Origin of the sequence: Jiella marina, from assembly GCF_024359545.1 — a bacterium.
Lineage (GTDB): Bacteria > Pseudomonadota > Alphaproteobacteria > Rhizobiales > Rhizobiaceae > Jiella.
The window spans coordinates 13,646-38,774 of sequence record NZ_JAKQZG010000021.1 but is presented as its reverse complement, the minus strand read 5'-3'; the positions used below and the strand labels follow the sequence as shown (position 1 = coordinate 38,774).

Annotated in this window: 24 protein-coding genes; 16 read left to right on the top strand and 8 right to left on the bottom strand. The window is 65.4% G+C overall.

Annotation, left to right across the window (positions count from 1 at the left end):
• Positions 1-177 precede the first annotated feature (177 nt).
• The 3 genes from MF134_RS22995 to MF134_RS22985 all read left to right on the top strand — a co-directional run bounded on the left by MF134_RS22995 (position 178) and on the right by MF134_RS22985 (position 3,640).
• On the top strand, positions 178-1,236 hold the full coding sequence (locus MF134_RS22995; RefSeq protein WP_255341730.1) for a sugar phosphate isomerase/epimerase family protein: 1,059 nt from the start codon (positions 178-180) through the stop codon (positions 1,234-1,236).
• Between the two features lie 13 nt (positions 1,237-1,249).
• Positions 1,250-2,425, top strand: a complete 1,176-nt coding sequence (locus tag MF134_RS22990) for a Gfo/Idh/MocA family protein (RefSeq protein WP_255341729.1) — start codon at positions 1,250-1,252, stop codon at positions 2,423-2,425.
• Positions 2,426-2,698: 273 nt separating this feature from the next.
• Positions 2,699-3,640, top strand: a complete 942-nt coding sequence (locus tag MF134_RS22985; protein ID WP_255341728.1) for a nucleoside hydrolase — start codon at positions 2,699-2,701, stop codon at positions 3,638-3,640.
• 10 nt (positions 3,641-3,650) lie between these two features.
• On the opposite strand, the gene MF134_RS22980 is transcribed toward MF134_RS22985, so the two are convergent.
• Positions 3,651-3,872: a SlyX family protein gene (locus MF134_RS22980; protein ID WP_255341727.1), complete on the bottom strand. Its 222-nt coding sequence runs from the start codon at positions 3,870-3,872 to the stop codon at positions 3,651-3,653.
• Entirely contained in the window at positions 3,869-4,327 is a 459-nt protein-coding gene (locus tag MF134_RS22975; RefSeq protein ID WP_255341726.1) for an acyl-CoA thioesterase, read from the bottom strand. Before MF134_RS22975 ends, MF134_RS22980 begins: the two co-directional genes overlap by 4 nt.
• Positions 4,328-4,427: 100 nt before the next feature.
• Here MF134_RS22975 and MF134_RS22970 point away from each other — a divergent pair, with 100 nt between their 5' ends.
• The 8 genes from MF134_RS22970 to deoA all read left to right on the top strand — a co-directional run bounded on the left by MF134_RS22970 (position 4,428) and on the right by deoA (position 12,081).
• Positions 4,428-5,963 (top strand): ABC transporter ATP-binding protein, encoded by a 1,536-nt coding sequence (locus MF134_RS22970; RefSeq protein WP_255341725.1) that lies wholly within the window; start codon positions 4,428-4,430, stop codon positions 5,961-5,963.
• The gene (locus tag MF134_RS22965; protein ID WP_255341724.1) at positions 5,960-6,397 is read left to right on the top strand and encodes a VOC family protein; all 438 of its coding nucleotides are present in this window, start codon (positions 5,960-5,962) and stop codon (positions 6,395-6,397) included. The genes MF134_RS22970 and MF134_RS22965 overlap by 4 nt, the downstream gene beginning before the upstream one ends.
• A gap of 8 nt (positions 6,398-6,405) precedes the next feature.
• Positions 6,406-7,548 carry an ABC transporter permease gene (locus tag MF134_RS22960; protein WP_255341723.1) on the top strand — a complete coding sequence of 381 codons (1,143 nt, stop codon included), beginning with the start codon at positions 6,406-6,408 and terminating at the stop codon, positions 7,546-7,548.
• Positions 7,548-8,516 (top strand): ABC transporter permease, encoded by a 969-nt coding sequence (locus tag MF134_RS22955; protein ID WP_255341722.1) that lies wholly within the window; start codon positions 7,548-7,550, stop codon positions 8,514-8,516. Before MF134_RS22960 ends, MF134_RS22955 begins: the two co-directional genes overlap by 1 nt.
• A gap of 34 nt (positions 8,517-8,550) precedes the next feature.
• Positions 8,551-8,958, top strand: coding sequence for a cytidine deaminase (locus MF134_RS22950; protein ID WP_255341721.1), 408 nt, complete (start codon positions 8,551-8,553; stop codon positions 8,956-8,958).
• On the top strand, positions 8,955-9,761 hold the full coding sequence (locus tag MF134_RS22945) for a purine-nucleoside phosphorylase (RefSeq protein WP_255341720.1): 807 nt from the start codon (positions 8,955-8,957) through the stop codon (positions 9,759-9,761). Before MF134_RS22950 ends, MF134_RS22945 begins: the two co-directional genes overlap by 4 nt.
• Positions 9,754-10,521: a deoxyribose-phosphate aldolase gene (gene deoC, locus MF134_RS22940; protein WP_255341719.1), complete on the top strand. Its 768-nt coding sequence runs from the start codon at positions 9,754-9,756 to the stop codon at positions 10,519-10,521. Before MF134_RS22945 ends, deoC begins: the two co-directional genes overlap by 8 nt.
• A gap of 243 nt (positions 10,522-10,764) precedes the next feature.
• On the top strand, positions 10,765-12,081 hold the full coding sequence (gene deoA / locus MF134_RS22935) for a thymidine phosphorylase (RefSeq protein ID WP_255341718.1): 1,317 nt from the start codon (positions 10,765-10,767) through the stop codon (positions 12,079-12,081).
• A gap of 6 nt (positions 12,082-12,087) precedes the next feature.
• On the opposite strand, the gene MF134_RS22930 is transcribed toward deoA, so the two are convergent.
• Positions 12,088-12,624 carry a retropepsin-like aspartic protease family protein gene (locus MF134_RS22930; RefSeq protein ID WP_255341717.1) on the bottom strand — a complete coding sequence of 179 codons (537 nt, stop codon included), beginning with the start codon at positions 12,622-12,624 and terminating at the stop codon, positions 12,088-12,090.
• A 160-nt stretch (positions 12,625-12,784) separates the two neighbouring features.
• Here MF134_RS22930 and MF134_RS22925 point away from each other — a divergent pair, with 160 nt between their 5' ends.
• Together MF134_RS22925 and MF134_RS22920 are read left to right on the top strand one after the other, a co-directional pair.
• Entirely contained in the window at positions 12,785-14,410 is a 1,626-nt protein-coding gene (locus tag MF134_RS22925; RefSeq protein WP_255341716.1) for a GMC family oxidoreductase, read from the top strand.
• A gap of 113 nt (positions 14,411-14,523) precedes the next feature.
• Positions 14,524-16,272 carry a tetratricopeptide repeat-containing sulfotransferase family protein gene (locus MF134_RS22920; RefSeq protein WP_255341715.1) on the top strand — a complete coding sequence of 583 codons (1,749 nt, stop codon included), beginning with the start codon at positions 14,524-14,526 and terminating at the stop codon, positions 16,270-16,272.
• 10 nt (positions 16,273-16,282) lie between these two features.
• On the opposite strand, the gene MF134_RS22915 is transcribed toward MF134_RS22920, so the two are convergent.
• On the bottom strand, positions 16,283-17,512 hold the full coding sequence (locus MF134_RS22915; RefSeq protein ID WP_255341714.1) for an MFS transporter: 1,230 nt from the start codon (positions 17,510-17,512) through the stop codon (positions 16,283-16,285).
• A gap of 61 nt (positions 17,513-17,573) precedes the next feature.
• Entirely contained in the window at positions 17,574-18,350 is a 777-nt protein-coding gene (locus MF134_RS22910; protein ID WP_255341713.1) for a DeoR/GlpR family DNA-binding transcription regulator, read from the bottom strand.
• A gap of 338 nt (positions 18,351-18,688) precedes the next feature.
• Between MF134_RS22910 and MF134_RS22905 the strand changes: the two genes are divergently transcribed.
• Positions 18,689-20,776, top strand: a complete 2,088-nt coding sequence (locus tag MF134_RS22905; RefSeq protein ID WP_255341712.1) for a GAF domain-containing protein — start codon at positions 18,689-18,691, stop codon at positions 20,774-20,776.
• A 10-nt stretch (positions 20,777-20,786) separates the two neighbouring features.
• Positions 20,787-21,176, top strand: a complete 390-nt coding sequence (locus MF134_RS22900) for a response regulator (protein ID WP_255341711.1) — start codon at positions 20,787-20,789, stop codon at positions 21,174-21,176.
• 47 nt (positions 21,177-21,223) lie between these two features.
• On the opposite strand, the gene MF134_RS22895 is transcribed toward MF134_RS22900, so the two are convergent.
• Both MF134_RS22895 and MF134_RS22890 read right to left on the bottom strand, forming a co-directional pair.
• Positions 21,224-22,201, bottom strand: coding sequence for a CHAD domain-containing protein (locus MF134_RS22895; protein ID WP_255341710.1), 978 nt, complete (start codon positions 22,199-22,201; stop codon positions 21,224-21,226).
• Positions 22,202-22,213: 12 nt separating this feature from the next.
• The gene (locus tag MF134_RS22890) at positions 22,214-22,690 is read right to left on the bottom strand and encodes a CYTH domain-containing protein (RefSeq protein ID WP_255341709.1); all 477 of its coding nucleotides are present in this window, start codon (positions 22,688-22,690) and stop codon (positions 22,214-22,216) included.
• Positions 22,691-22,769: 79 nt separating this feature from the next.
• On the opposite strand from MF134_RS22890, the gene MF134_RS22885 reads away from it, so the two are divergent.
• Positions 22,770-23,837 (top strand): hypothetical protein, encoded by a 1,068-nt coding sequence (locus MF134_RS22885; protein WP_255341708.1) that lies wholly within the window; start codon positions 22,770-22,772, stop codon positions 23,835-23,837.
• Positions 23,838-23,857: 20 nt separating this feature from the next.
• Here MF134_RS22885 and MF134_RS22880 read toward each other — a convergent pair whose 3' ends face one another.
• Positions 23,858-25,129 carry a cation:proton antiporter gene (locus MF134_RS22880; RefSeq protein WP_255341707.1) on the bottom strand — a complete coding sequence of 424 codons (1,272 nt, stop codon included), beginning with the start codon at positions 25,127-25,129 and terminating at the stop codon, positions 23,858-23,860.

Below are 25,129 nucleotides of genomic sequence, written 5' to 3'. Positions count from 1 at the left end.
GACGGCGCGGCGGGAGAGTCGTTTAAAAGGCGACGAGATCGCATCCCCAATACAGCCCACAGGCAATTGCAATTGGTCGCCTGGGCTGCGCTCTTCAAATAACCCGCGCTCCGTGCCAAGTTCCGCTCCCAACGAGCCGCGACATCAAAGCGGGACCGACAGACCTGGGAGGACAGGATGAAGACGATGAAGGGGCCGGGGATCTTCCTCGCGCAGTTCGCCGGCGATGAGGCGCCGTTCAACGATCTGAAGACGATCGCCGAATGGGCCGCGGGCCATGGCTACAAGGGCATCCAGATCCCCACTTGGGACGCGCGTCTTTTTGACCTGAAGAAGGCTGCCGAATCCAGGACCTATTGCGACGAGGTCACCGGCATCTGCCGCGAGGCCGGCGTCGAGATCACCGATCTGTCGACCCATCTCCAGGGCCAGCTCGTCGCCATCCATCCCGCCTTCGACGAGGCCTTCGATGGTTTCGCGGCGCCGGAAGTGCGCGGCAATCCGAAGGCCCGGCAGGAATGGGCGGTCGATCAGGTGAAGATGGCGGCGAAGGCATCGGCCCATTTCGGCTTCAAGAGCCATGTCACCTTTCCCGGCGCGCTCGCCTGGCCCTATCTCTACCCTTGGCCGCAGCGCCCGGCCGGCCTGATCGACACGGCCTTCGAGGAACTGGCGAAGCGCTGGGTGCCGATCCTCGACGCCTTCGACGAGGCGGGCTGCGATGTGGGTTACGAGATCCATCCGGGCGAAGACGTCTTCGACGGCGCGACCTACGAGATGTTTCTCGAAGCCTGCGGCAACCATCCGCGCTGCAAGATCAATTACGATCCCTCCCACTTCGCCCTGCAGATGCTCGATTACGTCGAGTTCATCGACATCTATCACGAGAGGATCTGCGCCTTTCACGTCAAGGACGCCGAATTCAATCCGACCGGCCGGCAGGGCGTCTATTCGGGCTACCAGCCCTGGCTGAAGCGCGCCGGGCGGTTCCGGTCACTGGGTGATGGACAGGTGGATTTCGCCGCGATCTTCGCCAAGCTCGCCGAATACGACTATGATTCCTGGGCCGTCCTCGAATGGGAATGCGCCATCAAGGACGCCGAGCAGGGCGCGGCCGAAGGCGCGCCCTTCATCGCCAGCCACATCATCACCGTGACCGAAAAGGCGTTCGACGATTTCGCCTCCGGTGGCACGGACGAGGCGGCGAACAAGCGCATGCTCGGCATCGAGCGCTGAGGGGAGGCGGAACATGACCATCGAAGGACGCGACGACAGACATTCGGGCCGCATCCGCCTCGGCATGGTGGGCGGCGGGCAGGGCGCCTTTATCGGCGGGGTGCACCGGATCGCAAGCCGCATCGACGACAAGTTCACACTGGTCGCTGGCGCGCTCTCCTCGACGCCGGAAAAGGCGAGGGCCTCGGCCGCCGAGATTGGCCTCGATCCGGAGCGCAGCTACGGCTCCTATGAGGAGATGGCGGAGAAGGAAAAAGGCCGGCCGGACGGTATCGAGGCGGTGGCGATCGTCACGCCGAACCACATGCATTTTCCCGTCGCGAAGACCTTCCTCGAAGCGGGCTTTCACGTCATCTGCGACAAGCCGATGACGACGACGCTGGGCGAGGCTCGGCAACTCGGCGAGATCGCCAGGGCGGCGGGCAAGGTGTTCGTGCTCACCCACAATTACACCGGCTACCCGATGATCCGGCAGGCCCGGTCGATGGTCGCCAATGGCGATCTCGGCACGATCCGGCTGGTGGTCGCGGAATATGTCCAGGACTGGCTGGCCGACCGCGCCGAGGACACGGGCTCCAAACAGGCCGGCTGGCGGGTCGATCCGGCGAAAGCCGGCGCGGGTGGTGCGATCGGCGATATCGGCACCCACGCCCACAATCTCGCCTGCTACGTCACGGGGCTGAAGGTCGAGAAGCTCGCCGCCGACCTGTCGAGCTTCGTGCCCGGCCGCCAGCTCGACGACAACGCGTCCATGCTCCTGCGCTTTGCAGGCGGGGCGAAGGGCTCGCTCTGGGCGAGCCAGGTGGCCGTCGGCAACGAGAACGGCCTGACCTTGCGCGTCTATGGTGACAAGGGCGGGCTCGAATGGGCCCAGGAGGAGCCGAACAAGCTCTGGTACACCCCGCTCGGTGAGCCGAAGCGCCTGCTGACGCGCGGCGGAGCCGGAGCCAATGACGCGGCCGTTGCCGTGAGCCGTATCCCGGCCGGCCATCCGGAAGGTTATCTCGAAGGCTTCGCCACCATTTACATCGAAGCCGCCGCGCTGATCCGGGCGGCGGACGCTGGCGAGGCGCCGCCTGCCGATGTCGCTCTCCCGACGATCGAGGACGGTATCGACGGCCTCGCCTTCATCGAAGCCTGCGTGAAGTCCTCCAAGGCGGATGGCGCCTGGGTGACGCTCGGGAATTAGAGCGCATACATCCGCTAATGGCTTTTCTCCCCCCCCCCCCTTGCGGGGGAGATGCCGGCAGGCAGAGGGGGGTACCCCGGCGAAGAACTTGTCGAAGTTGGCGCTGCACCCCCCTCTGGGTTGCCACCCATCTCCCCCGCAAGGGGGAGATCGCAGCTTCACCGATGGCGCCACCGCGTTCGCGTCACTCCGCTCATCTTCCCCGTCAGTCGAAACCGCGATAGACCCCCGTCGAAAGCCGCGCAGGTGGGCGGCGTCAGTGGGAAGTGAATCATGGACAAGCGCGCCGTCATTTTCGACACCGATCCCGGTCAGGATGATGCGGTCGCGATCCTGACCGCGCTCGCTTCGCCGGAACTCGACGTCCTCGGCATCGTCACGGTCGCGGGCAATATTCCGCTTTCGCTCACGACCAGGAACGCGCTCAGGCTCGTCGAACTCGCCGGGCGGACCGACGTGCCGGTCTATCGGGGCTCCGACCGGCCGCTGCGTCGCTCGCTCGTCACCGCCGAGCATGTTCATGGCGAGACGGGGCTCGATGGTCCGGATCTGCCGGAGCCGCAGACGCTGCCGGCCAAGGGCCACGGCGTCGACTTCCTCATCGAGACGGTGCGTTCCCGCCCCGCGGGGTCGGTGACCCTCCTCGCTCTCGGGCCGCTCACCAATGTCGCCCTGGCGCTCGCCAAGGCGCCGGACATTGCCGAACGGCTCGCCGGCCTCGTCCTGATGGGCGGGGGCTATTTCGAGGGCGGCAACATCACGCCGACGGCGGAATTCAACATCTATGTCGATCCGGACGCCGCCGCGATCGTCTTCGGGAGCGGCGTGAAGCTCACCGTGCTGCCGCTCGACGTCACCCACAAGATGCGCTCGACGAAGGAGCGGATCGAGGCGTTCCGCTCGCTCGGCAACAACAGCGGAAAAGCGGTGGCGGCGATGCTCTCCTTCTCCGAACGCTTCGACGTCGAGAAATACGACTGGGAGGGCGCGCCGCTGCACGATCCTTGCGTGACCGCCTTCATGCTGCAGCCGGAAATCTTTCAGGGGCGCGAGATCAATGTGGAGATCGAGACCGAGAGCGTGCTCTGCCGTGGCATGACGGTCGCCGACTATTGGGGTGTCACCGACCGGCCGAAGAATGCCTTCTGGGTGCGCTCAGGCGATTCCGACCGGTTCTACGCGCTGCTGACCGAGCGGATCGGCCGCCTGCCGTGAGGCCTGTTCTTCAATAATGCGGCGGCTTGGTCGCTTCGGGTTTGGGAAGCGTCACATCCTCCACCGCGCCGAGCCGCTCGCTGACCGCCTGGGTCAAATGCTGGAGCCGGTCGATCATCCGGAAGGCCCGGGCGAGTTCTTCCGACAGCTCCTCGATCGTCCGGTTCTGGTGGGAGACCATCACCTCGAGATCTTCGATCCGGCTCGCCTCGCCGTCACTGGTTTTGCTCATCGCGCTAACTCCTGGAATTTGGCCCGCATCGCATCGCTGATCGGCACCGGCCGCCTTGTGTTCCGGTCCACATAGACATGGATGAAGAAGCCCTCGGCCGCCGCCGTCTCCTTGTCGCCCCCGAACAACGCGATCTCATAGCGCACCGACGACCGGCCAAGGCGCCCGACTGCGATCCCGGCCGTGACCGGCTCGGGAAACATGAGTTCCCCATGATAGCGGCATCCGGTCTCGACCACGAGACCGATCGTCTCGCTCCTTGCCGGATCGAGCAGGCCTTCTTCGATCAGCCAGCCGTTCACGGCCGTGTCGAACAGCGAATAATGGACCACATTGTTCATGTGGCCGTAGACGTCGTTGTCCGACCAGCGCGTCGTCAGTTGGCGGAACAGGCGAAAGGCCGAGCGCGTGGCCGGCGCCGGCCGCGCCGTCGATGGGGTCTCGTCTGACGTCACGGAGTTCTCATCCTCGCCGCCTCGATCGCGATTGTCACTGGCCTTCGTCCATGTCGCTGATTACTGTGGCGGAAACCAAGAGAAAAGTCCTGACACCTTCATGGCCGAACCTGCGATCGAACTGATCGGTATAGACAAGCGCTTCGGCGCCGTACGCGCCAACAAGGCGATCGACCTCACCGTCGAGCGCGGCACCATCCACGGCATCATCGGCGAAAACGGCGCCGGAAAATCCACCCTGATGTCGATCATCTACGGCTTCTATCAGGCCGACAGCGGCGAGATCCGGGTCGGCGGCAAGAAGGTCGAGATCACCGATCCGAACGCTGCGATCGCGGCCGGCATCGGCATGGTGCATCAGCATTTCATGCTCGTCCACAACTTCACCGTGGTCGAGAACGTCATGCTGGGGGCGGAACAGTCGCCATTGCTGCGCGCGGGCATCGGAAAGGTGCGCGCCGAACTCAAGAGGCTGGAAGAGGACCACGGCCTCGACGTCGACCCGGACGCGGTGATCGAGGATCTGGCCGTCGGCCGCCAGCAGCGGGTGGAAATCCTTAAGGCCCTCTATCGCGGCGCCGACATCCTGATCCTTGACGAGCCGACCGGCGTTCTGACGCCGTCCGAGGCCGATCATCTGTTCGAGGTGCTGCAGCAGCTTCGCGCCGAGGGCAAGACGATCATCCTGATCACCCACAAGCTGCGCGAGATCATGGCGATCACCGACAATGTCTCGGTAATGCGCCAGGGCGAGATGGTCGCGACGCGCAAGACCAGCGAGACGTCCGTCGCCGAACTCGCCGAGCTCATGGTCGGCCGGCGCGTGCTCCTGACGGTGGACAAGGGCGAGGCGCGGCCAAGCAACGTCCTTCTCGACGTGAAGGGGCTGACCGTCAAGGACGGTCGCGGCGTCACCATGGTCGACGACGTCTCCTTCTCGGTGCGGGCCGGCGAGATCGTCGGCATTGCGGGCGTCGCGGGCAACGGCCAGAGCGAACTCCTGGAAGCGTTGTCGGGCATCCGGCGCGCCGAGGCCGGCCAGATCTCCATTTGCGGCCGTGAGATCGATCCGACGCGCGAGACCGACCCGGCGGAAATCCGGCGGATCGGCTGCGCCCATGTGCCCGAGGACCGGCATCACATGGGCCTCGTTCTGCCCTTCGAGGAAAACGAGAATTCGGTTCTCGGCTATCAGGACGACAAGCGCTTCCGGAAGGGCGTCCTTCTGGATCAGAACGCCATGCGCCGCGATGCCCGCGAGAAGATCGAGGCCTACGACATCCGCCCGCCGGATTGCCGGCTGAAGACCTCGAACTTTTCCGGTGGCAACCAGCAGAAGATCGTGCTCGCCCGCGAGATGGAGCGCGATCCGGACGTGCTCCTGATCGGCCAGCCGACACGCGGTGTCGATGTCGGCGCCATCGAGTTCATCCACAAGCGCATCGTCGAGATGCGCGACGCCGGCAAGGCAATCCTGCTCGTCTCCGTCGAACTCGACGAAATCCGCGCCCTGTCGGACCGCATCCTCGTCATGTTCGCCGGCCGTATCGTCGGCGAACGCGGGCCGGACGCGACCGAAGGCGACCTTGGCCTGCTGATGGCGGGCGTCGAGGAAACGCCGGAGGCGGCGGAATGACTCCTGCCCGCGTCTCCCTCGTCACCCTGGGCGTCGGCGACGTCGCTCGCGCCGTCGCCTTCTACGAGGCGCTGGGGTGGGTGAAGTCGTCCGACAGCGTCGAGCGGACCGCTTTCATGCTCGGCGAGGGGATCGTGCTTTCGCTCTGGAACCGGGACGACATGATCGAGGATGGCGGCGAGGGCGATTTGCCGACGGGGTCGGGCTCCATGGCGCTCGCGATCAATGTTACCTCCCCGGAAGAGGTCGACGCGTTCTACGCCAGGGCGGTCGAGGCCGGAGCGCGGGCAGTCAAGCCGCCGTCGAAGGTCTTTTGGGGCGGCTATTCCGGTAATTTCCGCGACCTCGACGATCACCTTTGGGAGGTCGCGCACAATCCCTTCTGGCGGCTCGACGAGCGCGGCCATCTCGTCCTGCCACCTTTCGGAGACTGACGCTTTCGATGAGCCGGCCCTATGCGAAGCTTCCGCCCTGGATTGATTTCGGTCTCATTCCGCTGATCAATCTCGTCGTTGCCTTCGCGGTGGCGGGTCTCGTGGTGCTGGCCGTCGGCGAAAGTCCGGTGGAAGCGGCGGCGCTCATGCTGCGCGGGGCCTTCGGCTACGCGGAAGGGGTCGGCTTCACCCTCTATTACGCGACGAACTTCATCTTCACCGGCCTCGCCGTGGCCGTCGCCTTTCATGGCGGGCTGTTCAATATCGGCGGGGAGGGGCAGGCCTATGTCGGCGGACTGGGTGTCGCCACGGTGGCGCTGTCTCTGGGCGTCGTTCTGCCCTGGTGGCTGAACATGCCGCTGGCCATCGTCCTGTCCTTCGCCTGCGGCGCACTCTGGGCGCTGATCCCCGGCTATCTCCAGGCCAAACGCGGCAGCCACATCGTGATCACCACGATCATGTTCAACTTCATCGCCGCTGCGCTGATGGTCTATCTCCTGGTGAACGTGTTGAAGCCGGCCGGCACCATGGCGCCCGAGACCCGCACCTTCGATGCCGGCGCGCAATTGCCGAAGCTCAGAGGCCTGTTCGAACTCTTCGGTGCCAATCTCGGTGGTGCGCCGCTCAACGTCTCGATCTTCGTCGCGCTGGTCGCAGCCTTCCTCGTCTGGGTGCTGATCTGGCGGACCAAGCTCGGCTATGAAATCCGCACGCTCGGCTTTTCGCCCCGCGCGGCGCGCTATGCCGGCATGTCGGAGACGCGGCTGATCGTCGTCACCATGCTGATCTCGGGCGGTCTCGCCGGCATGATGGCGCTGAACCCGGTGATGGGCGACCAGTACCGGCTGGTGATCGACTTTCCGCAAGGCGCCGGCTTCGTCGGGATCGCCGTCGCGCTGATGGGGCGGGGCCATCCCGCCGGCATCATCCCGGCCGCGATCCTCTTCGGCATGCTCTATCAGGGCGGGGCGGAACTCGCCTTCGACATGCCATCGATCTCCCGCGACATGATCGTCATCATCCAGGGCCTCGTGATTCTCTTCGCCGGGGCGCTGGAAAACATGTTCCGGCCGGGCGTCGGCGCAGCCTATCAATGGGTGCGCTTCCGCACCGAGCAGCCGGCGGGTGAGAATGTCGAGGAGGCGCGCTGATGGATCTCGCCTTCACCCTCAACCTGGTCGAATCGACGATCCGCCTGTCCACACCGCTGCTCTTTGCCGCGCTCGCCGGGCTTTATTCCGAGCGCTCGGGCATTTTCGACATCTCGCTGGAAGGCAAGATGCTGATCGCGGCCTTCGCCTCCGCTTCGGCCGCGGCGGTCTGGGGCTCGGCCTTTCTTGGCCTGTTCGTCGGCATTCTCGCCGCGACGGCGTTTTCCCTCGTTCACGGCCTCGCCTCGATCACCTATCGCGGCAATCAGATCGTCTCGGGCGTTGCGATCAACTTCATTGCGGCGGGCCTGACGATCATCCTCGGCCAGAGCTGGTTTTCGCAGGGCGGGCGCACGCCGAGCCTGTTCGGCGGGGGGCGTTTCACGCCGATCCACCTGCCCGGCGCGGACGCGGCGGAATCGATCCCCGTCATCGGGCCGATCTATGCCAATGTGATCTCCGGCCAGACCATCCTCGTCTATGTCGCCTTCCTGATGGTGCCATTGACATGGTGGGTGCTGTTCCGCACCCGTTTCGGCCTGCGGCTCAGAGCCGTCGGCGAAAACCCGGCGGCCGTCGATACGGCAGGCATTTCCGTGCCCTGGCTGCGCTATCGCGCCGTCATCATCTGCGGAATTCTGACCGGATTCGCCGGCACCTATCTGGCGGTCGCCCAGGCCGCCGGCTTCACCCGCGACATGACCGCTGGCAAGGGCTACATCGCCCTTGCCGCCCTCATCTTCGCCAACTGGAAGCCGGTGCCGGTGATGTTCGCCTGTCTGCTCTTCGGCTTTCTCGACGCGGTCTCGATCCGCATTCAGGGTGTCGAACTGCCGGTCGTCGGCGAGATTTCGGTGCAGTTCGTCCAGGCTCTGCCCTATGTTCTGACGGTGGTGCTTCTCGCCGGCTTCGTCGGCAAGGCCACCCCGCCCAAGGCGGGCGGCGTGCCCTATGTGAAGGAGCGTTAGGACCCGTTCGATGCCCAGTGCCAAGAGCTGACCCATGGCCGAGGATCTGTTTGCCAAGGCGAAATCGGCGATGCGCAAGGCGCACGCGCCCTATTCGAAGTTTCCCGTCGGGGCGGCGATCCGCACGACGGACGGGCGCATCTTTTCGGGCTGCAATGTCGAGGTGGTGAGTTTTCCCGAGGGCTGGTGCGCCGAGACGACGGCGATCGGCCACATGGTGATGGATGGCGGCGGCCGGATCGCCGAAATCGCGGTGGTGGCCGAAAAGCTTCGCGCCTGTTCGCCTTGCGGCGGCTGCCGGCAGCGGATCGCCGAATTCGCGACGCCTCAGACGCGGGTACATCTCTGCGATGCCAGGACCGGCGTGGTCGAGACCGTGACCATGGGCGAGCTCCTGCCCCACTCCTTCGCCACCGATTCCCTTGCCGGAGTCGAGGAATGAGCGCCGCCGCGGATTTCCTGAGGGACCGGCTCGGCGGGCGCAAGCCGAAGGTCGCGATGGTTCTCGGCTCCGGCCTCGGTGGCCTCGTCGCCGACATGGAGGATGCCGTGCGCATCCCGTTCGCGGAAGTGCCGAACTTCCCCGCGAGCCGGGTGACCGGCCATGCCGGCGAGGTGATCGCCGGGAGGCTCGGCGGGCGCGAGGTGATGGTGATCTCCGGCCGAGTTCATTACTACGAGACTGGCGATCCGGCGGCCATGCGTCCGGTGATTGAAGCGATCCACGCGCTCGGGATTGGCCATCTCCTTCTCACCAATTCCGCCGGCGCCGTGCGGGCGGATCTTGCCCCCGGCTCGGTGATGATGATGACGGATCACATCGCCTTTTCCGGCCTCAACCCGCTGATCGGCGAGGACACCGACCAGCGCTTCGTCGGCATGACGGCGGCCTATGACGCAGGTCTGCGGTCGGCAATGGTCGGAACCGCCGAAGGGCTGGGCGAACCGCTCGCGCAAGGGGTCTATATGTGGTTTTCCGGTCCCTCCTTCGAGACGCCGGCGGAAATCCGCATGGCCCGCATTCTCGGCGCGGATGCGGTCGGTATGTCGACCGTGCCGGAAACGATCCTCGCTCGGTTTTTCGGGCTGAAGGTGGTCGCGGCCTCCGTCATCACCAATCTGGGAGCCGGCATGACCGGCGGCGAGCTTTCCCATACCGAGACCAAGGAGATGGCGCCCAAGGGTGGCGCCCGGCTTGGACGGATCATTCGGGCGATGCTCGAGAAAGGCGTATTCGATGGCTGACGTTCACGGGCCGCAAGCGATGCGCGCGGTCGAACTGATCAAGCGCCTCGACCTCACCAATCTGAACGAGGACTGCGGCGAGGCCGATATCGCGACCCTGTGTCAGCGGGCCGAGACGCCGGTGGGGCAGGTGGCCGCGATCTGCATCTGGCCGCGTTTCGTCGCCTTCGCACGTCGCGAACTGTCGCCCCATGTGAAGGTCGCGACGGTGGTGAACTTTCCCCATGGCGGCGACGATATCGACGCGACGCTCGGCGAAGTCCATGACGCACTGGCGGCCGGCGCCGACGAGATCGACATGGTGATCGCCTATGAGCGGCTCGCCGGAGATCCCGGCTTCGTGGAGGCACAGGTGCGCACCGTCAAGGCGAGCTGCGGCATGGCGCGGCTGAAGACCATTCTCGAGACCGGCCGGCTCTATGACGAGGCTGCGACCCGGATCGCGGCGCGAACCGCGCTGGCGGGCGGGGCCGATTTCCTCAAGACCTCGACCGGCAAGGTCGAGGTGAACGCGACACCCGCCTCCGCCCGCATGCTTCTCGAAGAGATCGCCAAGGAAGGCGCCACGGTCGGCTTCAAGCCGGCCGGCGGCATCAAGACCTTCGAGGATGCCGACGGCTACATGCAGCTCGCCGAGACGATCTGCGGCAAGGACTATCCTACGCCCGAGCGCTTCCGCTTGGGAGCGTCCGGCGTGCTCGATGACCTGTTGGCGGTGGCCAAGGGCCGGGACCGCGCGGGTGGCAAAAGCGGATATTGAGATGGTGGTGCCTGGGTCACCCCCCTCTGCCCTGCCGGGCATCTCCCCCGCAAGGGGGGAGATTGGCGGCTTCGGTAGGACCTTCCTACCGAGCGGCGTGGGGGCAGTTTCTCCGCTTTTCAGCTTGTTCACGAGAGCCGAGCGAGATCAATCTCCCCCCTTGCGGGGGAGATGGGCGGCAGCCCAGAGGGGGGTGAACCGCCGCCGGCCAGAGGCTGAATCGACGCTGTCGGGCGGCACCTGATGCTCCCGCAGGAACTCATTGCCCTCAAACGCGACGGCAAGCCGCTCCCGCCTGACGCGCTTCAGGATTTCATCGCTGGCTTCGAGAACGGCCGCGTCACCGATGCCCAGATCGCGGCTTTCGCCATGGCGGTGATCTTTCGCGGCATGTCGCAGGATGAGACCGTGGCGCTCACTGAAGCGATGCGCGATTCCGGCGACACGCTGGACTGGTCGGATCTCGACCGGCCGGTGGTCGACAAGCATTCGACGGGCGGTATCGGCGACAATGTCTCGCTCATGCTGGCGCCGATCGTGGCGGCCTGTGGCGCGGCCGTGCCGATGATTTCCGGCCGCGGGCTTGGCCATACCGGCGGCACGCTGGACAAGCTGGAATCGATCCCCGGCTACACGGTCAAACCCGACAATGCGACGTTTCACCGGACGGTGCGCGACGTCGGCTGTGCGATCATCGGCCAGACCGGGCGTCTGGCGCCGGCGGACGGGCGCTTCTACGGCATTCGCGACGTGACGGCGACGGTGGAATCCGTGCCGCTGATCGTCGCCTCGATCCTGTCGAAGAAGCTTGCGGCCGGGCTTCAGGCCCTCGTCCTCGACGTGAAGACCGGCTCCGGCGCCTTCATGGCGGCGGAGGAGGATGCCCGCGAATTGGCCACCAGTCTGGTCGCCGTGGCGAACGGCGCCGGGATGAAGACGACGGCGCTTCTCACCCGCATGGACGAGGCGTTGGCCTCGGCTGCCGGCAACGCGGTGGAGGTCGAGAACGCCGTACGGTTTCTCACCGGCGATCATCGGGACAAGCGGCTCGAAGAGGTGACGCTGGCACTTGCCGCGGAAATGCTGGTGCTGGCCGGGCTGGCCGAGGATCGCGAAGCCGGCCGGGCGGCGGCGGAGCGGACGCTGGACGGGGGTGCGGCGGCGGAAACCTTCGGCCGCATGGTCGCGGCGCTGGGCGGGCCGGCGGATTTCGTCGAGCGTTTTGCGGACCATCTGCCGCGCGCTCCGATCGTTCGGCCGGTTCTGTCGCAAGAGGCGGGAACGCTGGCGGGCGTCGACGCGCGGGCGCTTGGCTTGGCGGTCGTTGAACTCGGCGGCGGCCGGACCCGGCCCGAGGACGAGGTCGACCATGCCGTGGGGCTGACCGCGCTCGCGCGACTGGGCCAGGCCATGGTGAGAGGCGAGCCTCTTGCGATGGTCCATGCCAGAAGCGAGGCGGCGTTCGAGCGCGCCGCGGCGCGGGTTCACGCAGCCTATGAATTGGCGGACCGGGATGCGACCAGCCTTGCGCCGGGCGCCATTCTCGATCGGTTCGACTGATCGCGGTCAGTCCCGAAGGGTCATCTCGCCGTTCTCGACCGAGAAACTGCCCACCTGATTGAGGAAGCTGTTGCCGAGCAGCGTTGTGCCGAGCGCCTCGTCGCGAATGACGATGGCATCGACGTTTCGCACACGGATCGGGCCGATTTCGATCTCGGAGATGCGGGCCGGCGCGGCTTGGGTGGTGCCGTTCGCGGTCTGGACCGGGTGAATGAAATCGCCGGGAAGCAGGGAGACGCCGATCCGGCGGGCCGTGGTCTCGTTGAGAGCGACGACGCTCGCACCGGTGTCGACCAGAACCGGGACCGAGCGGCCGTTCATCCGCGCATCGGTGCGGAAATGGCCGCCGGCATCGCCCGGAATGCGCACTTCCCTTGAAAGGCTTGGCCGCGGGGCCGGTGCAGCGGCTTCCACGATCTGCGGGGCGGGATCGAGTCTTTCGGCTTCCCCTGCCAGCATCCTGTCCTGATAGCGTTCCAGCAGCGACGGGGTGGCCAGCGCCATGATCGAGGCCATCGTCAGAACCAACAGATATTTGTGCATGTCCGGGGCCCTTCGCGCGTCGAAAAACGGCTGTCAGAGTAGCGGGAGGGGCTTTCGGCTCCGTAAAGCGCTTGTGCCAAAGTGTTGCGGGCTCGTCGAAGACGCTTGGCCCCGGGGCTGATCGGGCGCTATCAGGGCAGGGGAGAATGGGGAGGACGCCTTGGCCGAGGGAAATGACACCGAAATCTTCGACTATGTGATCGTGGGGGCCGGCTCGGCCGGCTGCGTTCTGGCCAACCGCCTGTCGGCCGATCCGAAGAAACGGGTCCTGCTGCTCGAAGGCGGCGGCGAGGACAACTGGATCTGGTTTCACATTCCCGTCGGCTATCTCTTCGCCATCGGCAATCCGCGCTCGGACTGGATGTTCAAGACCGCGGCCGAAGCCGGGCTCAACGGGCGGGCTCTGAACTATCCGCGCGGCAAGACGCTCGGCGGCTCCTCTGCGATCAACGCCATGATCTACATGCGCGGCCAAGCCGCCGATTACGATCACTGGCGCCAGCTCGGCCTTCCCGGCTGGGGCTGGGACGACGTCCTGCCGGTGTTCAAGCGGGTCGAGGATCATGTGGAGGGGCCGAACGAATTCCACGGCGCGGGCGGCGAGTGGCGGGTCGAGCATCCGCGCATCCGCTGGCCGATCCTCGACCATATCCGTGACGCGGCGGAAGCGGCCGGCGTGCCGAAGATCCCGGACTTCAACACCGGCGACAATACCGGCTCGTCCTATTTCCAGGTGAACCAGAAGAAGGGCCGGCGCTGGAGCGCGGCCCGCGGCTTCCTGAAACCGGTGATGAACCGGCCGAACCTCAAGGTGGAAACCGGCGTCACGGTGGATCGGGTCGAACTGGCGGAAAGACGGGTGCGGGCCGTGCTCTATCATCAGGAGGGGCAGGCCCGGCGGGCGACGGTGCGCGGCGAGGCGGTGCTTTCGGCCGGCGCGATCGGCTCGCCCCTGATCCTGGAGCGCTCCGGGATCGGCGACGGCGACAGGCTTTCCGCCCATGGTATCGAGGTGGCCCATCATCTGCCGGGCGTCGGCGAGAACCTGCAGGATCATCTGCAGATCCGCCCGATCTACAAGGTTCACGGCATCAAGACGCTGAACACCGAATACTGGAACCTGTTCAAGCGGGCGATGATGGGGGTGAACTACGCTCTCTTCCGGCGCGGGCCGCTGACCATGGCGCCGAGCCAGGTCGGTGCCTTCGTCAAATCTTCGGACGAATACGAGACCGCCAATCTGGAATTCCACTTCCAACCGCTGTCGCTGGATGATTGGGGCAAGGGCCTGCACCGCTTTTCCGCCTTCACGGCGAGCGTCTGCAATCTTCGGCCGACGAGCCGCGGCTCGGTGCATATGACCGGTCGGCTGGCCGAAGATGCCCCGGATATCCGGCCGAACTATCTGGCGACCGAGGCCGACAGGCGCGTTGCGGTCGACGCGCTGAAATGGGCGCGCCGCATCGTCTTCCAGAAGCCGCTCGCACGCTTCCAGCCGGAGGAGTACAAGCCCGGGGCCCATGTGGAGTCCGACGACGACATGCTGGTGGCGGCCGGCGACCTCGGCACCACGATCTTCCATCCCGTCGGTACCGCCAAGATGGGGGCGCAAGACGACAGGATGGCGGTCCTCGACGAGCGCCTCAAAGTGCGCGGCATTGCCGGTCTCCGGGTGATCGATGCTTCGGCGATGCCGGCGATCACCTCTGGCAACACCAACTCTCCGACCATCATGATCGCCGAAAAGGGGGCCGAAATGATCCTTCAGGACGCGAAAGGCGTCTGAGAGACAGTTTCGTCAGGCCCTGCCGGTTTCGGACAAGTCCTGTCTGTTTTGAGAAGGGGAACGAGCGTCCCGGCCTATCCGGCCGGGCGAGGACGGGCAGAGCGGAGACTTTCATGGGTGCGGCCCTCTCGACGCCGGATCAGGCGATCCGGAAAGTGAAGAGTTTCATCAAGAGGGGCGAGGCCGAGCAGGCGCTGGTCCTCTGCAACGCCGTTCTCGAACGCTTTCCGGATAATCGGCGTGTTCTCTCGCAAGTCGATCACATCGCACGCGAGGCGAACGCTGGGGGTGCGAACTCCGTCTTCCTGCAGGCGGAGATCGTCAAGCTGGCCGCGCATTACCATGCCCGGCGCTTCCGGGAGGTGATCGAGACTGGCAGGGCGCTGCTCAGAAGCGCGCCTTCGGTCGCGCTGATCCACAATCTCATCGGCGCCGCGCATCAGGCGCTCGAAGAGCATGCGGAGGCCGCCGCAGCCTACCGCACGGCGCTCGAATTGAAGCCGGACTATGCCGAGGTTCACCGCGGCCTGGGCGAAGTCCTGGGCAAGAGCGGTGATCACGCCGGATCGCTGGCCGCGCTCGAGGCGGCCGCTTCCCTGCGCGGCATGGACGAGGAATTGCTGACCTGGCGCGGCAATGCGCTGAGGGGGCTTGGCTGCGACGCCGAAGCCCTTGGGGCCTATGACGAGGCCCTGGCAATGAACCCCAATCATGCGGTCGCCTGGAGTTTTCGTGCGCTCGTTCTGGAAAAGCTCGGCCAGATCGACGGGGCCGTCGCAAGTCTGAACAGGGCGCTCGAAATCAATCCCGATTTCGTGGCCGCCCGGCTCAATCTCGGTCGTGTCGCAAAGTTCGAGCCGGGAGACGACAATGTCACGCGGATGGAGGATTGGTGGGAGGCTCAGAGCCTCCAGGCCAGTGACCGGATTCTGCTCGGCTTCGCCCTCGGCAAGGCCTATGACGATCTCGGCGAGGTCGACAAGGCGTTCGCGATCCTGACCGAGGCCAACCGCCTGCAGCGAGAGGCACTCGGCTACGATATCCGCTCCCACGAAGCGCTGTTCGCGCTGGTGCGATCCGTCTTCGAGACCCATCTCGCCGACGCGGCGAACTGGTTTCGCCCGCGACAGCCTCTCTCGAAGCGGCCGGTCTTCATCGTCGGAATGCCGCGCTCCGGCACGACCCTCACCGAGCAGATCCTTGCCAGCCATTCCGCGGTGTTCGGAGCCGGCGAAATGCCGACGATGGACGGGGCGGCGCGAGCGGCGCTCCAAAGGATCGTCAGCGAGGGTCGGAGCGGCGTGATCCCGGCTCTGGAGGGGATTCGCGAAATCTATGGCGCCGAGATCGACCGGCTGGGCTCCCCGGAACCGGTGTTCACGGACAAGATGCCCATGAACTTCCTCTGGGCGGGCTTCATCCGTGCAGCCATTCCCGAAGCGATTCTCGTTCATACGAGTCGCGATGCGGCGGCGGTCTGTTTCTCGAACTGGAAGCATAATTTCGTGGCCGACAATCTGGGCTTTGCTTTCGACCTCGAGGACGTCGCGCGGTTTCACCGCCTGAAGGACGCCCTGATGGCGTTCTGGCAGAAGGCCATGCCCGATGCGATCTACGAGGTGAACTACGAAGCCCTGACGGAGGATCAGGAGGCGCAGACGCGGGCGCTGCTCGCCCATTGCGGGCTCGAATTCGAGCCCGCCTGCCTCGCTTTTCACGAGACCGATCGCATCGTCAGGACGGCGAGCGCCCGTCAGGTTCGCCAGAAGATGTATCGGGGAAGCTCCGAGGCCTGGCGCGCTTATGAGCGGCATCTCGGCCCCATGCTCGACATCCTCTCGGGCCCTCTGCCGACTTTCTGACGCCCGCCGGTCAGTTGGCGGGCTGCAGTTCGCGGTCGGCGCCGGCCATCATGCCGGACAGGGCGAGGATGATCGCCAGAAGCGCCGACATGCCGAGATAGACGGTCGCAAGGCCGATATGCTCGGCGAGGAAGCCGATGACCGACGGCGCCATCAGCCCGCCCGAATAGCCGATGCCGGTGGCGATCGAAATGCCGACGCCCGTCGGGAGCCCGCGCACGTTCCCGGCGGCGGAAAAGGCGATCGGCACGATGTTGGCAAGGCCGATGCCGGTCAGCGCGAAGCCAGCGAGCGCGAGGGGAAGGTTCGGGGCAAGGCCGGCAAGCGCCAGTCCGCTGGCCGCGACGAGTGCGAAGAGACGCACGGTGGTCACCGCGCCCAACTGGTCACGAATGCCGTCCCCGAGAAAGCGGAAGGTGGCCATCATCGCCGAGAAGGCGGCGAAGGCAAAGCCGGAAGTGGCGATATCGGCACCGAGTTCCGAGCGCAGATAGACCGCGCTCCAGTCGATCGTCCCGCCTTCGGGCAGCATGGCGACGAGCGCAAACAGGCCGATCGCCGCGGCCCGCAAAAGGCCGGACCGGTGTTCGCGAAGGAGTTGGCCAAATGCGAGGCGCTCTTCGCCACTGGCGGACGCCCCTTCGCTCGCCGGCCTGACCTCGCGGTCGTCCAAAGTCGTGCGATAGGCGTAGAGGAAGGCGATCGCGATGATGCCGGTCACGAACAATGCGTGAGCCGCAGGACCGAAGGCGGCGATGATCGGTCCACCAAGCCCCGCGCCGAAGAAACCGCCGATCGACCAGAAGCCGTGGCTCGACGACATGATCGCCCGGTCCATCTGTCGTTCGAGCGAGATGGCATTGGCGTTCATCGCAGCGTCCATCCCACCGAGCATGGCGCCCATCACGAAGATCGCGGCAGCCGCAACCCAGAGCTCCGGCGCCAGGATCAGCGCCGGAAAGGCAAAGGCGGCGAGGAAATGGGTGACGAGCACCGGCGGCCGCGAGCCGACACGGTTGATCGCCCGGGCGATGATCGGCATCGCCAGAATACCGCCGAGGCCGAACATGACGATCAGGAAGCCGATCGTCTTTTCGGAGATACCGAGACGGTCGGCCAGGACCGGCACTTCCGGCGCCCAGCTCCCGATGGCAAAGCCGTTGACGAAGAACGCCGTCGCCACAGCGCGCCGGGCCGGCGGAAAGGCGCCGAAGTGTTGGAAGGCAGGGCTGTCGACCATCAGGGGTGTCTCGTTGCGGCAGGTTCGAAGGAACGATCGGGGATGATTGGGGGCGCCTTCGTCAGGCGTCGCCGGAACCGGCAGCGATAATCTCGATCCCGAGTTCGCGAAACGCTTCGAGCCCGGCATCGCCCGCTGCGGTATCGGTGACAAGACGGTTCACTGCACCCGCTTCCAAGACTGCGAAGGGGGCTGCGGTTCCAAGCTTGTCCGCCGTGGCCAGAACCATGACGGATCTTGCACGCGTGCCGAGACACCGCTTGACCGCCGCATCCTCGGGATCGAAGGCGGTCACCCCGGCTCGCGGATCGATGCCGCAGGCGCCAAGCACCAGAAGGTCGGGGCGCAGGGCCTCGATTTCGCTGAGGGTTTGTGAACCGAGACAGGCGCCGGTCTCGGCCGAATAGCGCCCGCCGATCAGGTGTACCGCGTGGCCGGTGCAGGGCGTGACCGCCATCGCTGCAGCAGGACAATGGGTGAGCAGCGTCAGGCGCCGCTCGGGCGGCAGCTGCGCTGCCAGCGCGATATTGGTCGAGCCGGCATCGATGAAGACGGTCATGCCGTCCTCGAGAAAGGAAGCCGCCTTGCGGGCGAGGTCCGACTTTCGGCGAGGCTCGCGGTCGCGCCGCTGGGCGAACGATTCGTGGCGAAGCGCCGGCGGCCGCGCGAGCGCGCCACCATAGACCCGCTCGCACAGCCCCTGAGCCGCCATCTCGCGGAGGTCGCGCCGGATCGTGTCTTCGGAAACGGCGAATTCGTCGGCCAGATCCTGCGCCACGACCTTCCCCTCGCGATCCAGCCGCTCTCCGATCCGTGCTTGTCGTTCGCGGCTGAGCATGTGCGCGCGCTCCACTGCATGAAGACTTGCCTGTTTATGCATGATTCGGAAAAATCATGCAATCGCGGATCGCGCCTCCCCGTGGCCTCCTGATCCGCTAAGCGCCGAGTGAGAGGGACGCATCGCAAAACCATCAGTCGCGGTGAAAGTTGACCGAAATTCTGTTTCCGGAAGAAAAGCTTACGCCTTGCTCACGCCGTTTTTATCCGTTCTACTGTCATCCACATGGACAAGCGGTTGGGGACTTGTCGAGAATTCATGTCGCGGCGCGGACTTGCGGACGGATCCTCGAAGGGTGCCGAGCCGAACGACACACACCGCCGCCAGAGCAGGCTTCCTTGCCGTTTCGAGATATCAATCCCGACCAGTCAATCCTCAAGGCGCTGACATGGTTGCAGCCTGAGGCCGCGGCGATACAGGGCGCTTCGCGTGCATCGCCCGTGGATCAGCGCCTGATCGCTCTTCGGCGTTACGGGGTCGTCGATACCGAGCAGGAAGATGCCTTCGACGATCTGGCAAGGCTTGCCGGGCAAATCTGCGGCGCGCCCATCGCCCTGATCAGCTTCGTCGAGGAGGAGCGGCAGTGGTTCAAAGCGCGGCTCGGCCTTTCCATGTCCGATACGCCGATCCGAGATTCGATTTGCGCCCATGTGGTGGAAGCGCGGGACATGCTCGTGATTCCCGATCTTCGCATGGATCTGCGCACTTGCGACAATGCGCTGGTCACGGGCGAGCCGCGCGTCCGCTTCTACGCCGGAGCGCCCCTCGTGACCCAGGAGGGGCATGTCCTCGGAACGCTCTGCGTCCTCGATCATGAGCCCCGTCCCGACGGTCTCTCGGCCGGTCAGGCGAGCGCCCTGGCGCGGCTTGCCCGGCAGGTCATGGCGCTGCTCGATCTGCGCCGGACGCTGGACGAGCGTGACGCACTCGTCGGAGAGATCGCGGCCGCGGCCCGCCGAACAAGCGAAGAGCGACGACAGCTGATTCGCATGTTTGATCGCGCACCGTCCTTCATGGCCATGCTCCGCGGGCCGGACCACGTGTTCGACTTCGTCAATCCGGCCTTCATGAAACTTGTCGGCGGCCGAAAGCTGATCGGCCAGCCGCTTCGTGAAGCGATTCCCGAAGCCATCGGTCAGGGCTATATCGACCGTCTCGATACCGCCTATCGCAGCGGCGAAGCCTATGTCGCCCGAGGCGCGCATTTTGCCACGGCGGCGGTGCCCGGCTATCCGGCAGCCGATCATTTCGTCGACTTCGTGTTCCAGCCGATCAGCAGCCTCGGCGCAGACGCTTCGAGCATCTTCGTGATCGGCTCCGACGTCACCGAGCGGGTGAAAAACGAGAAGCGTCAATCCGCGCTGACCGAACTCGGTGACACGCTCCGGGACATCGACGAGGTGGGGCAGATCGCTTTGCGTGCGGCCAAGACCATGAACGAGGTTCTGGGCGGAACGCGGGCCGGCTTCGGCATCGTGGACGCAGCGCGCGAGACCGTGGAAATGCAGCCGGACTGGTGCGCACCCGGAATCGCCTCGGTGGCCGGTTTTCACCACTTCCGCAATTACGGCTCCTATATCGACGATCTGAAGCGCGGCGAGTTGGTGATCATCTCCGATGTCACCACCGATCCGCGGACGAGCGACAACGCCCAGGCGCTTCTCGATCTCGGCATTCGCTGCCTCGTGAACCTGCCGATTCTGGAGCATGGCACCTTCGTGCTCGTGCTCTTCATTCATGACGACACACTGCATGAGTGGACGGCCGACGATCTGTCCTTCCTCCGGCAGATCGCGGATCGGACGCAGGTTGCGATCGGCCGGGCTCGCGCGGAGGAACAGCGGCGGGTCCTCAACGCCGAGCTCAGCCACCGGCTGAAGAATACGCTGGCCATGGTCCAGGCGGTCGCCTCGCAGACCCTGCGGGGTGTGACCGAGCGGGACGCCGTGGCCGCTTTCAACCAGCGGATCCACGCGCTTTCCACCGCCCACGAACTGCTTCTGCAGAGAAGCTGGGCGGCGGCACCTCTCTACGATGTCGTCCAATCGGCCCTCGGCATGCTCGACCGGCCGGAACGGTTCCGGGTCGACGGGCCGACGCTCAACCTCGCTCCGCGTGCGGCTCTGTCGCTCGCGCTGCTGCTGCACGAACTCGGCACGAACGCGATCAAATACGGCGCCCTCAAGCTGCCGACGGGCCGTGTCGATGTGACCTGGGGCGTGGAGGAGAGCGAGACCGCGCCTCTTCTCGTCTTTCGCTGGCAGGAATCCGGTGGCCCGAAAGTGGAGGCGCCGCAAGGGCGTGGCTTCGGCTCGCGCCTGATTTCCATGGGATTGACCGGCTCAGGCGACGTCGATGTCGACTACGCGCCGGATGGCTTCAAGGCCACGATCCGCTCGCCGCTCGCACAGATCGAGCATTCGTGACGGGGTACCCATGAGTGCGCAACCGACGCCGACGGTCGTGCTCGTCATAGAGGACGAACCTCTTCTGAGGATGATGGCCGTCGAACTGATCGAGGAGGCGGGTTTCACCGCAATCGAGGCGGGCGACGGGGCCGAAGCGCTGCGCATCCTGGAGTCCCGCGGCGATGTCGGGATCGTCTTCAGCGACGTCGATCTGCCTGGTGGCATGAACGGGATCGATCTCGCCGCCATGATCCGCGATCGCTGGCCGGCCATCGAGATCATCCTGACCTCGGGCCATGCCGAGTTTCTCGATCGCCAATTTCCCGATGGCGTGGCGTTTTTCCAGAAGCCGGCTCGCCACACGCAGATCATTGCAAAGATGCGGCTGATGGCTGCGGCCAGGCATCAGACGGAATAGAGAACGCGAAGAGGGCGGCTTGGCCGGCCGCCGGTTGCAAGACGCCGTCAGGCGCTGAGGCGCCCGGCAGCCGGCGCTTCGGGGGGCTGAGCGTCATCGCGTTCGCGTTCTTCGCTCGCCAGGCGATAGAGCGTCGCGACCCGGCGCTCGATCGCCTTTTCCTTGTCCACCAGAAGTCTCGAGGCGGCGGCAAGGCCGCGCATGCGCAGTTCCACCTGATAGCGGTCCATGAGAGCCACGAGGATATCGAGGTCATTCCGCTCGCCATAATCGGAGGGCGACTGCTCGATCTCCGCGCGCAAGACGGCGTAGTCGTGGTCGCTGCCGAGATCGTCGGCCACCTGTTTGGCAAGGTCGATCGCCGGAGAGAACCCTTCGGGCCAACCCGGCGAAATCAGGCGCAGATGCATCCAGTGATATTTGGCGCGCTTGCGCAACTCGTGCAGATCGTCGGCTTCGCGAGTCTTCTTGGCTTCCTTGAGCGCTGCGCGCGCTCGGCCATAGGTCTTCGCCAGTCCTTTGGCGGCGAGCCGGCCGGCCTTGCCCGCGTCGTGGCGGCCCCCGTCGAAATGGAACGCCTGGACCTTGTGGCGGGACGTCTCCAGAATCTCGATCGCCGACTTCATCGCGCTGTCGATCTGTTCCACTTCACCGGCGACGGCGTCGCGCTCGGCCACAAGCGCCTTGCGCACCGGCTCCAGCGCCTTGGGATCGATCTCGTCGGCGAAGCGCTCGGCGAGAGCATCGAGCGCTTCGATCAGCGCCGCCTTGTCGCGCACGCCGGACAGACCGCGTGCGGCATCGCGAAAGCGATCGTTCAGCGCCTTGTAGATGGCTTCGTCGGCCGGCCGGATCAGCCGGATCAGGCCTCTGAGCTTCTTGAAGCGCTTGCGCGCGTCGTGAACCGCCTCGTGGTGGTCGTCGCCGGGAGAGCGGAGCGACTCCAGAGCCTTGTCGATCTGCTTCAGCGCCACTTTGCGGAATTCGTCGTCGAGGGGGCGCTCGGGTCGGATCACATAGGCCATCGGGTCAGCGTCTCATGCGTTGCCGTCGTCGTCGGGACGACCGTGAAGGGCGAGGTTCGCATTCAGATAGCGCGCGTCGCCCGTGACTTCACGGCCCAGAAAATCGGGGCGGTCGTAGGATTCGTCTTCAGAACCGAGTTCGATTTCCGCAACGACGAGACCTTGAAGGTCACCCTCATAGACATCGACTTCGATCTCGTGCGGACCGTTCGGGACGACATGCCGGGTCTTCTCGATGATATGCCCCACGGCGCTGTCGCGCAGCGCTTCGGCGTCGGCGAGCGGGATGTCGTATTCGAACTCGCCGCGGTTCATCCCGCTGCCGGTCTTGAGCGTCAGCCTGGCCTCTTGTCCGTCCGCGATGCGCGCACGACAGGTCCGGTCGTCCGCGACGAACAGATAGAACTGTTCGAGCCGCCTGGCGGATGTTGCCGCCTCGCGCCATCCATCATGGATGACCAGAAATTTGCGTTCGATCTCTCGGGCCATGGCAATTTTCGAAACGGTACCGGTGTGCTCGCGTTCCTTCCCCAACACAGTGACACGAACACAGGAGACAGACACCATCATGACCGCGCTTTCCGCCGAAGACCATCGGCTTCTTCTCGATCTGGTTCAGACCCGTGGACCCTCGGGCGACGAAAAGGATGTGACCGCAAGGTTCAAGCCGGAGCTCGAGACGGTGATGGACGAGGTCTGGGTCGATCCGGCCGGCAATCTGGTTTCGGTTCTGAAAGCCCCGGAGCCGACGGCCGAACCCGTCATCGCCATTGCCCATATGGACGAGATCGCGATGATCGTTCGGCGTGTGCAGGAGGATGGGACGCTGCTCGTCACCAATCTCGGCGGCGTCCGTCCGATCTCCTTCGGCCAGTGTGCAGTCGATATCCTCGCCGACAATGAATGCCTGCAGGGCGTCCTGTCGCTCGGCTCGCTGCATCGGACCAACCATTCCGAGGACATGGCGGATATCCGGCGCGACGGCACGCAATGGGACAATTGCTTCATCGTCACCGGCAAATCCCGGGACGAACTGAAGAAGGCCGGTGTTCATGCAGGCACACGTGTCGTGCTCTCGATGGTGGAGCGGGAGCTGATCGAGGTCGGCGACCTGCTCGGTGCCCACTTCATGGATGACCGCGCGCTCATGGTCTCCGGCCTGATGGCCATGCGCCAGATCCGCGAGAGACGCTCCGAAATGAGCCGCGACGTCTATTATGTCTGCGCGACCAAGGAAGAAGTGACGAACGCCGGGGCCAAATACGCCGCGCGCAATCTGCCGGGCAATCAGATGATCGCGCTCGAGGTCGGCCCCGTGGCGGTCGAATACGACACGGTGCTGGACGAGCGCCCGATCATCTCCTTCGGCGACGAGAAGGGTCTCTACAGCCCCGGTCTGATCGACGATATCCGGGACGCCGCCGATCGCGAGGGCATCGAGTTGCAGCTGGCGCTGATCGAACACTTCGCATCGGATGCCAGTGCGGCGATCTCGCAAGGCTTGAAGCCTCAGACCGCCGTGATGTGCATCCCAACCCAGAACACGCATGGCTTCGAACTCGTGCACAAGGACGGCTTTTCGACCTTCGCCAGGGTCCTTTCGCGGACCCTCATCGCCGCCGACCGGCACGATTAGGGGCGGCCCCGCAGCGGGCCTCATCCGTTGCGGCGAAAGCCGAAACCGATCGGGAACGCGTGGACGGGCCGGTGCTCGCCTCTCCCGTCGGTGCCCGGTCCCATGCGGGTGCCATAGACCCGCGCAAAGGGTGAGGCGGTGGCGCCGTGCAGGAGCACGGACAGCGCCACGGTGACGAGGATGGTGGGGGCGACATCCGCGACCCCGGCAAGGGCACCGGATTCGGTGATCAGGAGGAGATAGAGGATGGAGGCGAGACCGCGCGGTCCGAACCAGCCGATGAAGCCGATCGTCGCGGGCCGCAAACCGGTGCCGAGAAGACTGATCGCGACCGGCAGCATTCTGAGGACGGTGAGCGAAAGCCCTGCATAAAGGACGTGGCGCCATTCGAGTTCTCTCACCGCATCGGGGAGCAAGATCGCGCCGAAGAGGAGGAAGACGGTGAGCGTCAGAAGCTGTCCCTCGGTTTCGCCGAAATCCTCGACCGCCTCGAAGAGACGGTGGGAGCGCATGCCAACGACGAGACCGGCCACGAAAGCCGCGATGAAGCCATTTCCGCCGATGGTCTCGGCGGCCGAATAGGCGAGAAGGGCGAGCGTCAGCGTCGAAATCTGGACGTAGCGCCCACTCATCCAGTTTCGGGAAGAGGCCTTCTCCACGGCGATCGCCCCGACCAGGCCGACGGTAACGCCACTGAGCGGGCCGAGAATCAGTTGGCCGGCCAGGAAAAGGCTCCAGTCGGCCAGACCGAGCGTCGCCTCGCTGCCCGAGATCAGGGACAGCACCGTGAGGAGGACCGGAAAGGCCAGGCCGTCATTCAGCCCACTTTCGACATTGAGCGCCTGGCGTATCCGTTCGGGAACGTCCTCGTTCGAGACCACGGCCTGCCCGAGAGCCGCATCGGTGGGCGCCAGAATGATGCCGATTATCGCAGCAAGCCCCCACCCCAGATGCGGAAGCAGCACGAAGGCGGCGAGCGTGCCAAGGATCATGGCGAGCGGCAGGCCGATCGCCAGGAGGCGCACCGGGATATCGTGCTGGGAATCGAGCTTGGAGACGTCGATCCGCGCCGCGTCGCAGAACAGCGCGACGACGAGGGTGATCTCGGCCAGACGATGGATCACCGCGTTCTCGATGGACAGATCGATCAGATCGAAGGCGCCACCCCCGACGAGAAAGCCGAAGAGCGAGAACACCATCGGCCCGGTGACGCTGCCGCGTTCTCCCTTTCGCGAGACGAGGGCCCAGAGGAAGACGCCGATGGCGAGGATCAGAAGGTCTGCGGTCGACAT

Bases quoted from the DNA above. Each gene is read 5' to 3' on its own strand.
- MF134_RS22995 (WP_255341730.1), top strand. From the start codon at position 178: ATGAAGACGATGAAGGGGCCGGGGATCTTCCTCGCGCAGTTCGCCGGC.
- MF134_RS22990 (WP_255341729.1), top strand. From the start codon at position 1,250: ATGACCATCGAAGGACGCGACGACAGACATTCGGGCCGCATCCGCCTC.
- MF134_RS22985 (WP_255341728.1), top strand. From the start codon at position 2,699: ATGGACAAGCGCGCCGTCATTTTCGACACCGATCCCGGTCAGGATGAT.
- MF134_RS22980 (WP_255341727.1), bottom strand. From the start codon at position 3,872: ATGAGCAAAACCAGTGACGGCGAGGCGAGCCGGATCGAAGATCTCGAG.
- MF134_RS22970 (WP_255341725.1), top strand. From the start codon at position 4,428: ATGGCCGAACCTGCGATCGAACTGATCGGTATAGACAAGCGCTTCGGC.
- MF134_RS22965 (WP_255341724.1), top strand. From the start codon at position 5,960: ATGACTCCTGCCCGCGTCTCCCTCGTCACCCTGGGCGTCGGCGACGTC.
- MF134_RS22960 (WP_255341723.1), top strand. From the start codon at position 6,406: ATGAGCCGGCCCTATGCGAAGCTTCCGCCCTGGATTGATTTCGGTCTC.
- MF134_RS22955 (WP_255341722.1), top strand. From the start codon at position 7,548: ATGGATCTCGCCTTCACCCTCAACCTGGTCGAATCGACGATCCGCCTG.
- MF134_RS22950 (WP_255341721.1), top strand. From the start codon at position 8,551: ATGGCCGAGGATCTGTTTGCCAAGGCGAAATCGGCGATGCGCAAGGCG.
- MF134_RS22945 (WP_255341720.1), top strand. From the start codon at position 8,955: ATGAGCGCCGCCGCGGATTTCCTGAGGGACCGGCTCGGCGGGCGCAAG.
- deoC (WP_255341719.1), top strand. From the start codon at position 9,754: ATGGCTGACGTTCACGGGCCGCAAGCGATGCGCGCGGTCGAACTGATC.
- deoA (WP_255341718.1), top strand. From the start codon at position 10,765: ATGCTCCCGCAGGAACTCATTGCCCTCAAACGCGACGGCAAGCCGCTC.
- MF134_RS22930 (WP_255341717.1), bottom strand. From the start codon at position 12,624: ATGCACAAATATCTGTTGGTTCTGACGATGGCCTCGATCATGGCGCTG.
- MF134_RS22920 (WP_255341715.1), top strand. From the start codon at position 14,524: ATGGGTGCGGCCCTCTCGACGCCGGATCAGGCGATCCGGAAAGTGAAG.
- MF134_RS22915 (WP_255341714.1), bottom strand. From the start codon at position 17,512: ATGGTCGACAGCCCTGCCTTCCAACACTTCGGCGCCTTTCCGCCGGCC.
- MF134_RS22910 (WP_255341713.1), bottom strand. From the start codon at position 18,350: ATGCTCAGCCGCGAACGACAAGCACGGATCGGAGAGCGGCTGGATCGC.
- MF134_RS22900 (WP_255341711.1), top strand. From the start codon at position 20,787: ATGAGTGCGCAACCGACGCCGACGGTCGTGCTCGTCATAGAGGACGAA.
- MF134_RS22895 (WP_255341710.1), bottom strand. From the start codon at position 22,201: ATGGCCTATGTGATCCGACCCGAGCGCCCCCTCGACGACGAATTCCGC.
- MF134_RS22890 (WP_255341709.1), bottom strand. From the start codon at position 22,690: ATGGCCCGAGAGATCGAACGCAAATTTCTGGTCATCCATGATGGATGG.
- MF134_RS22885 (WP_255341708.1), top strand. From the start codon at position 22,770: ATGACCGCGCTTTCCGCCGAAGACCATCGGCTTCTTCTCGATCTGGTT.
- MF134_RS22880 (WP_255341707.1), bottom strand. From the start codon at position 25,129: ATGTCGACCGCAGACCTTCTGATCCTCGCCATCGGCGTCTTCCTCTGG.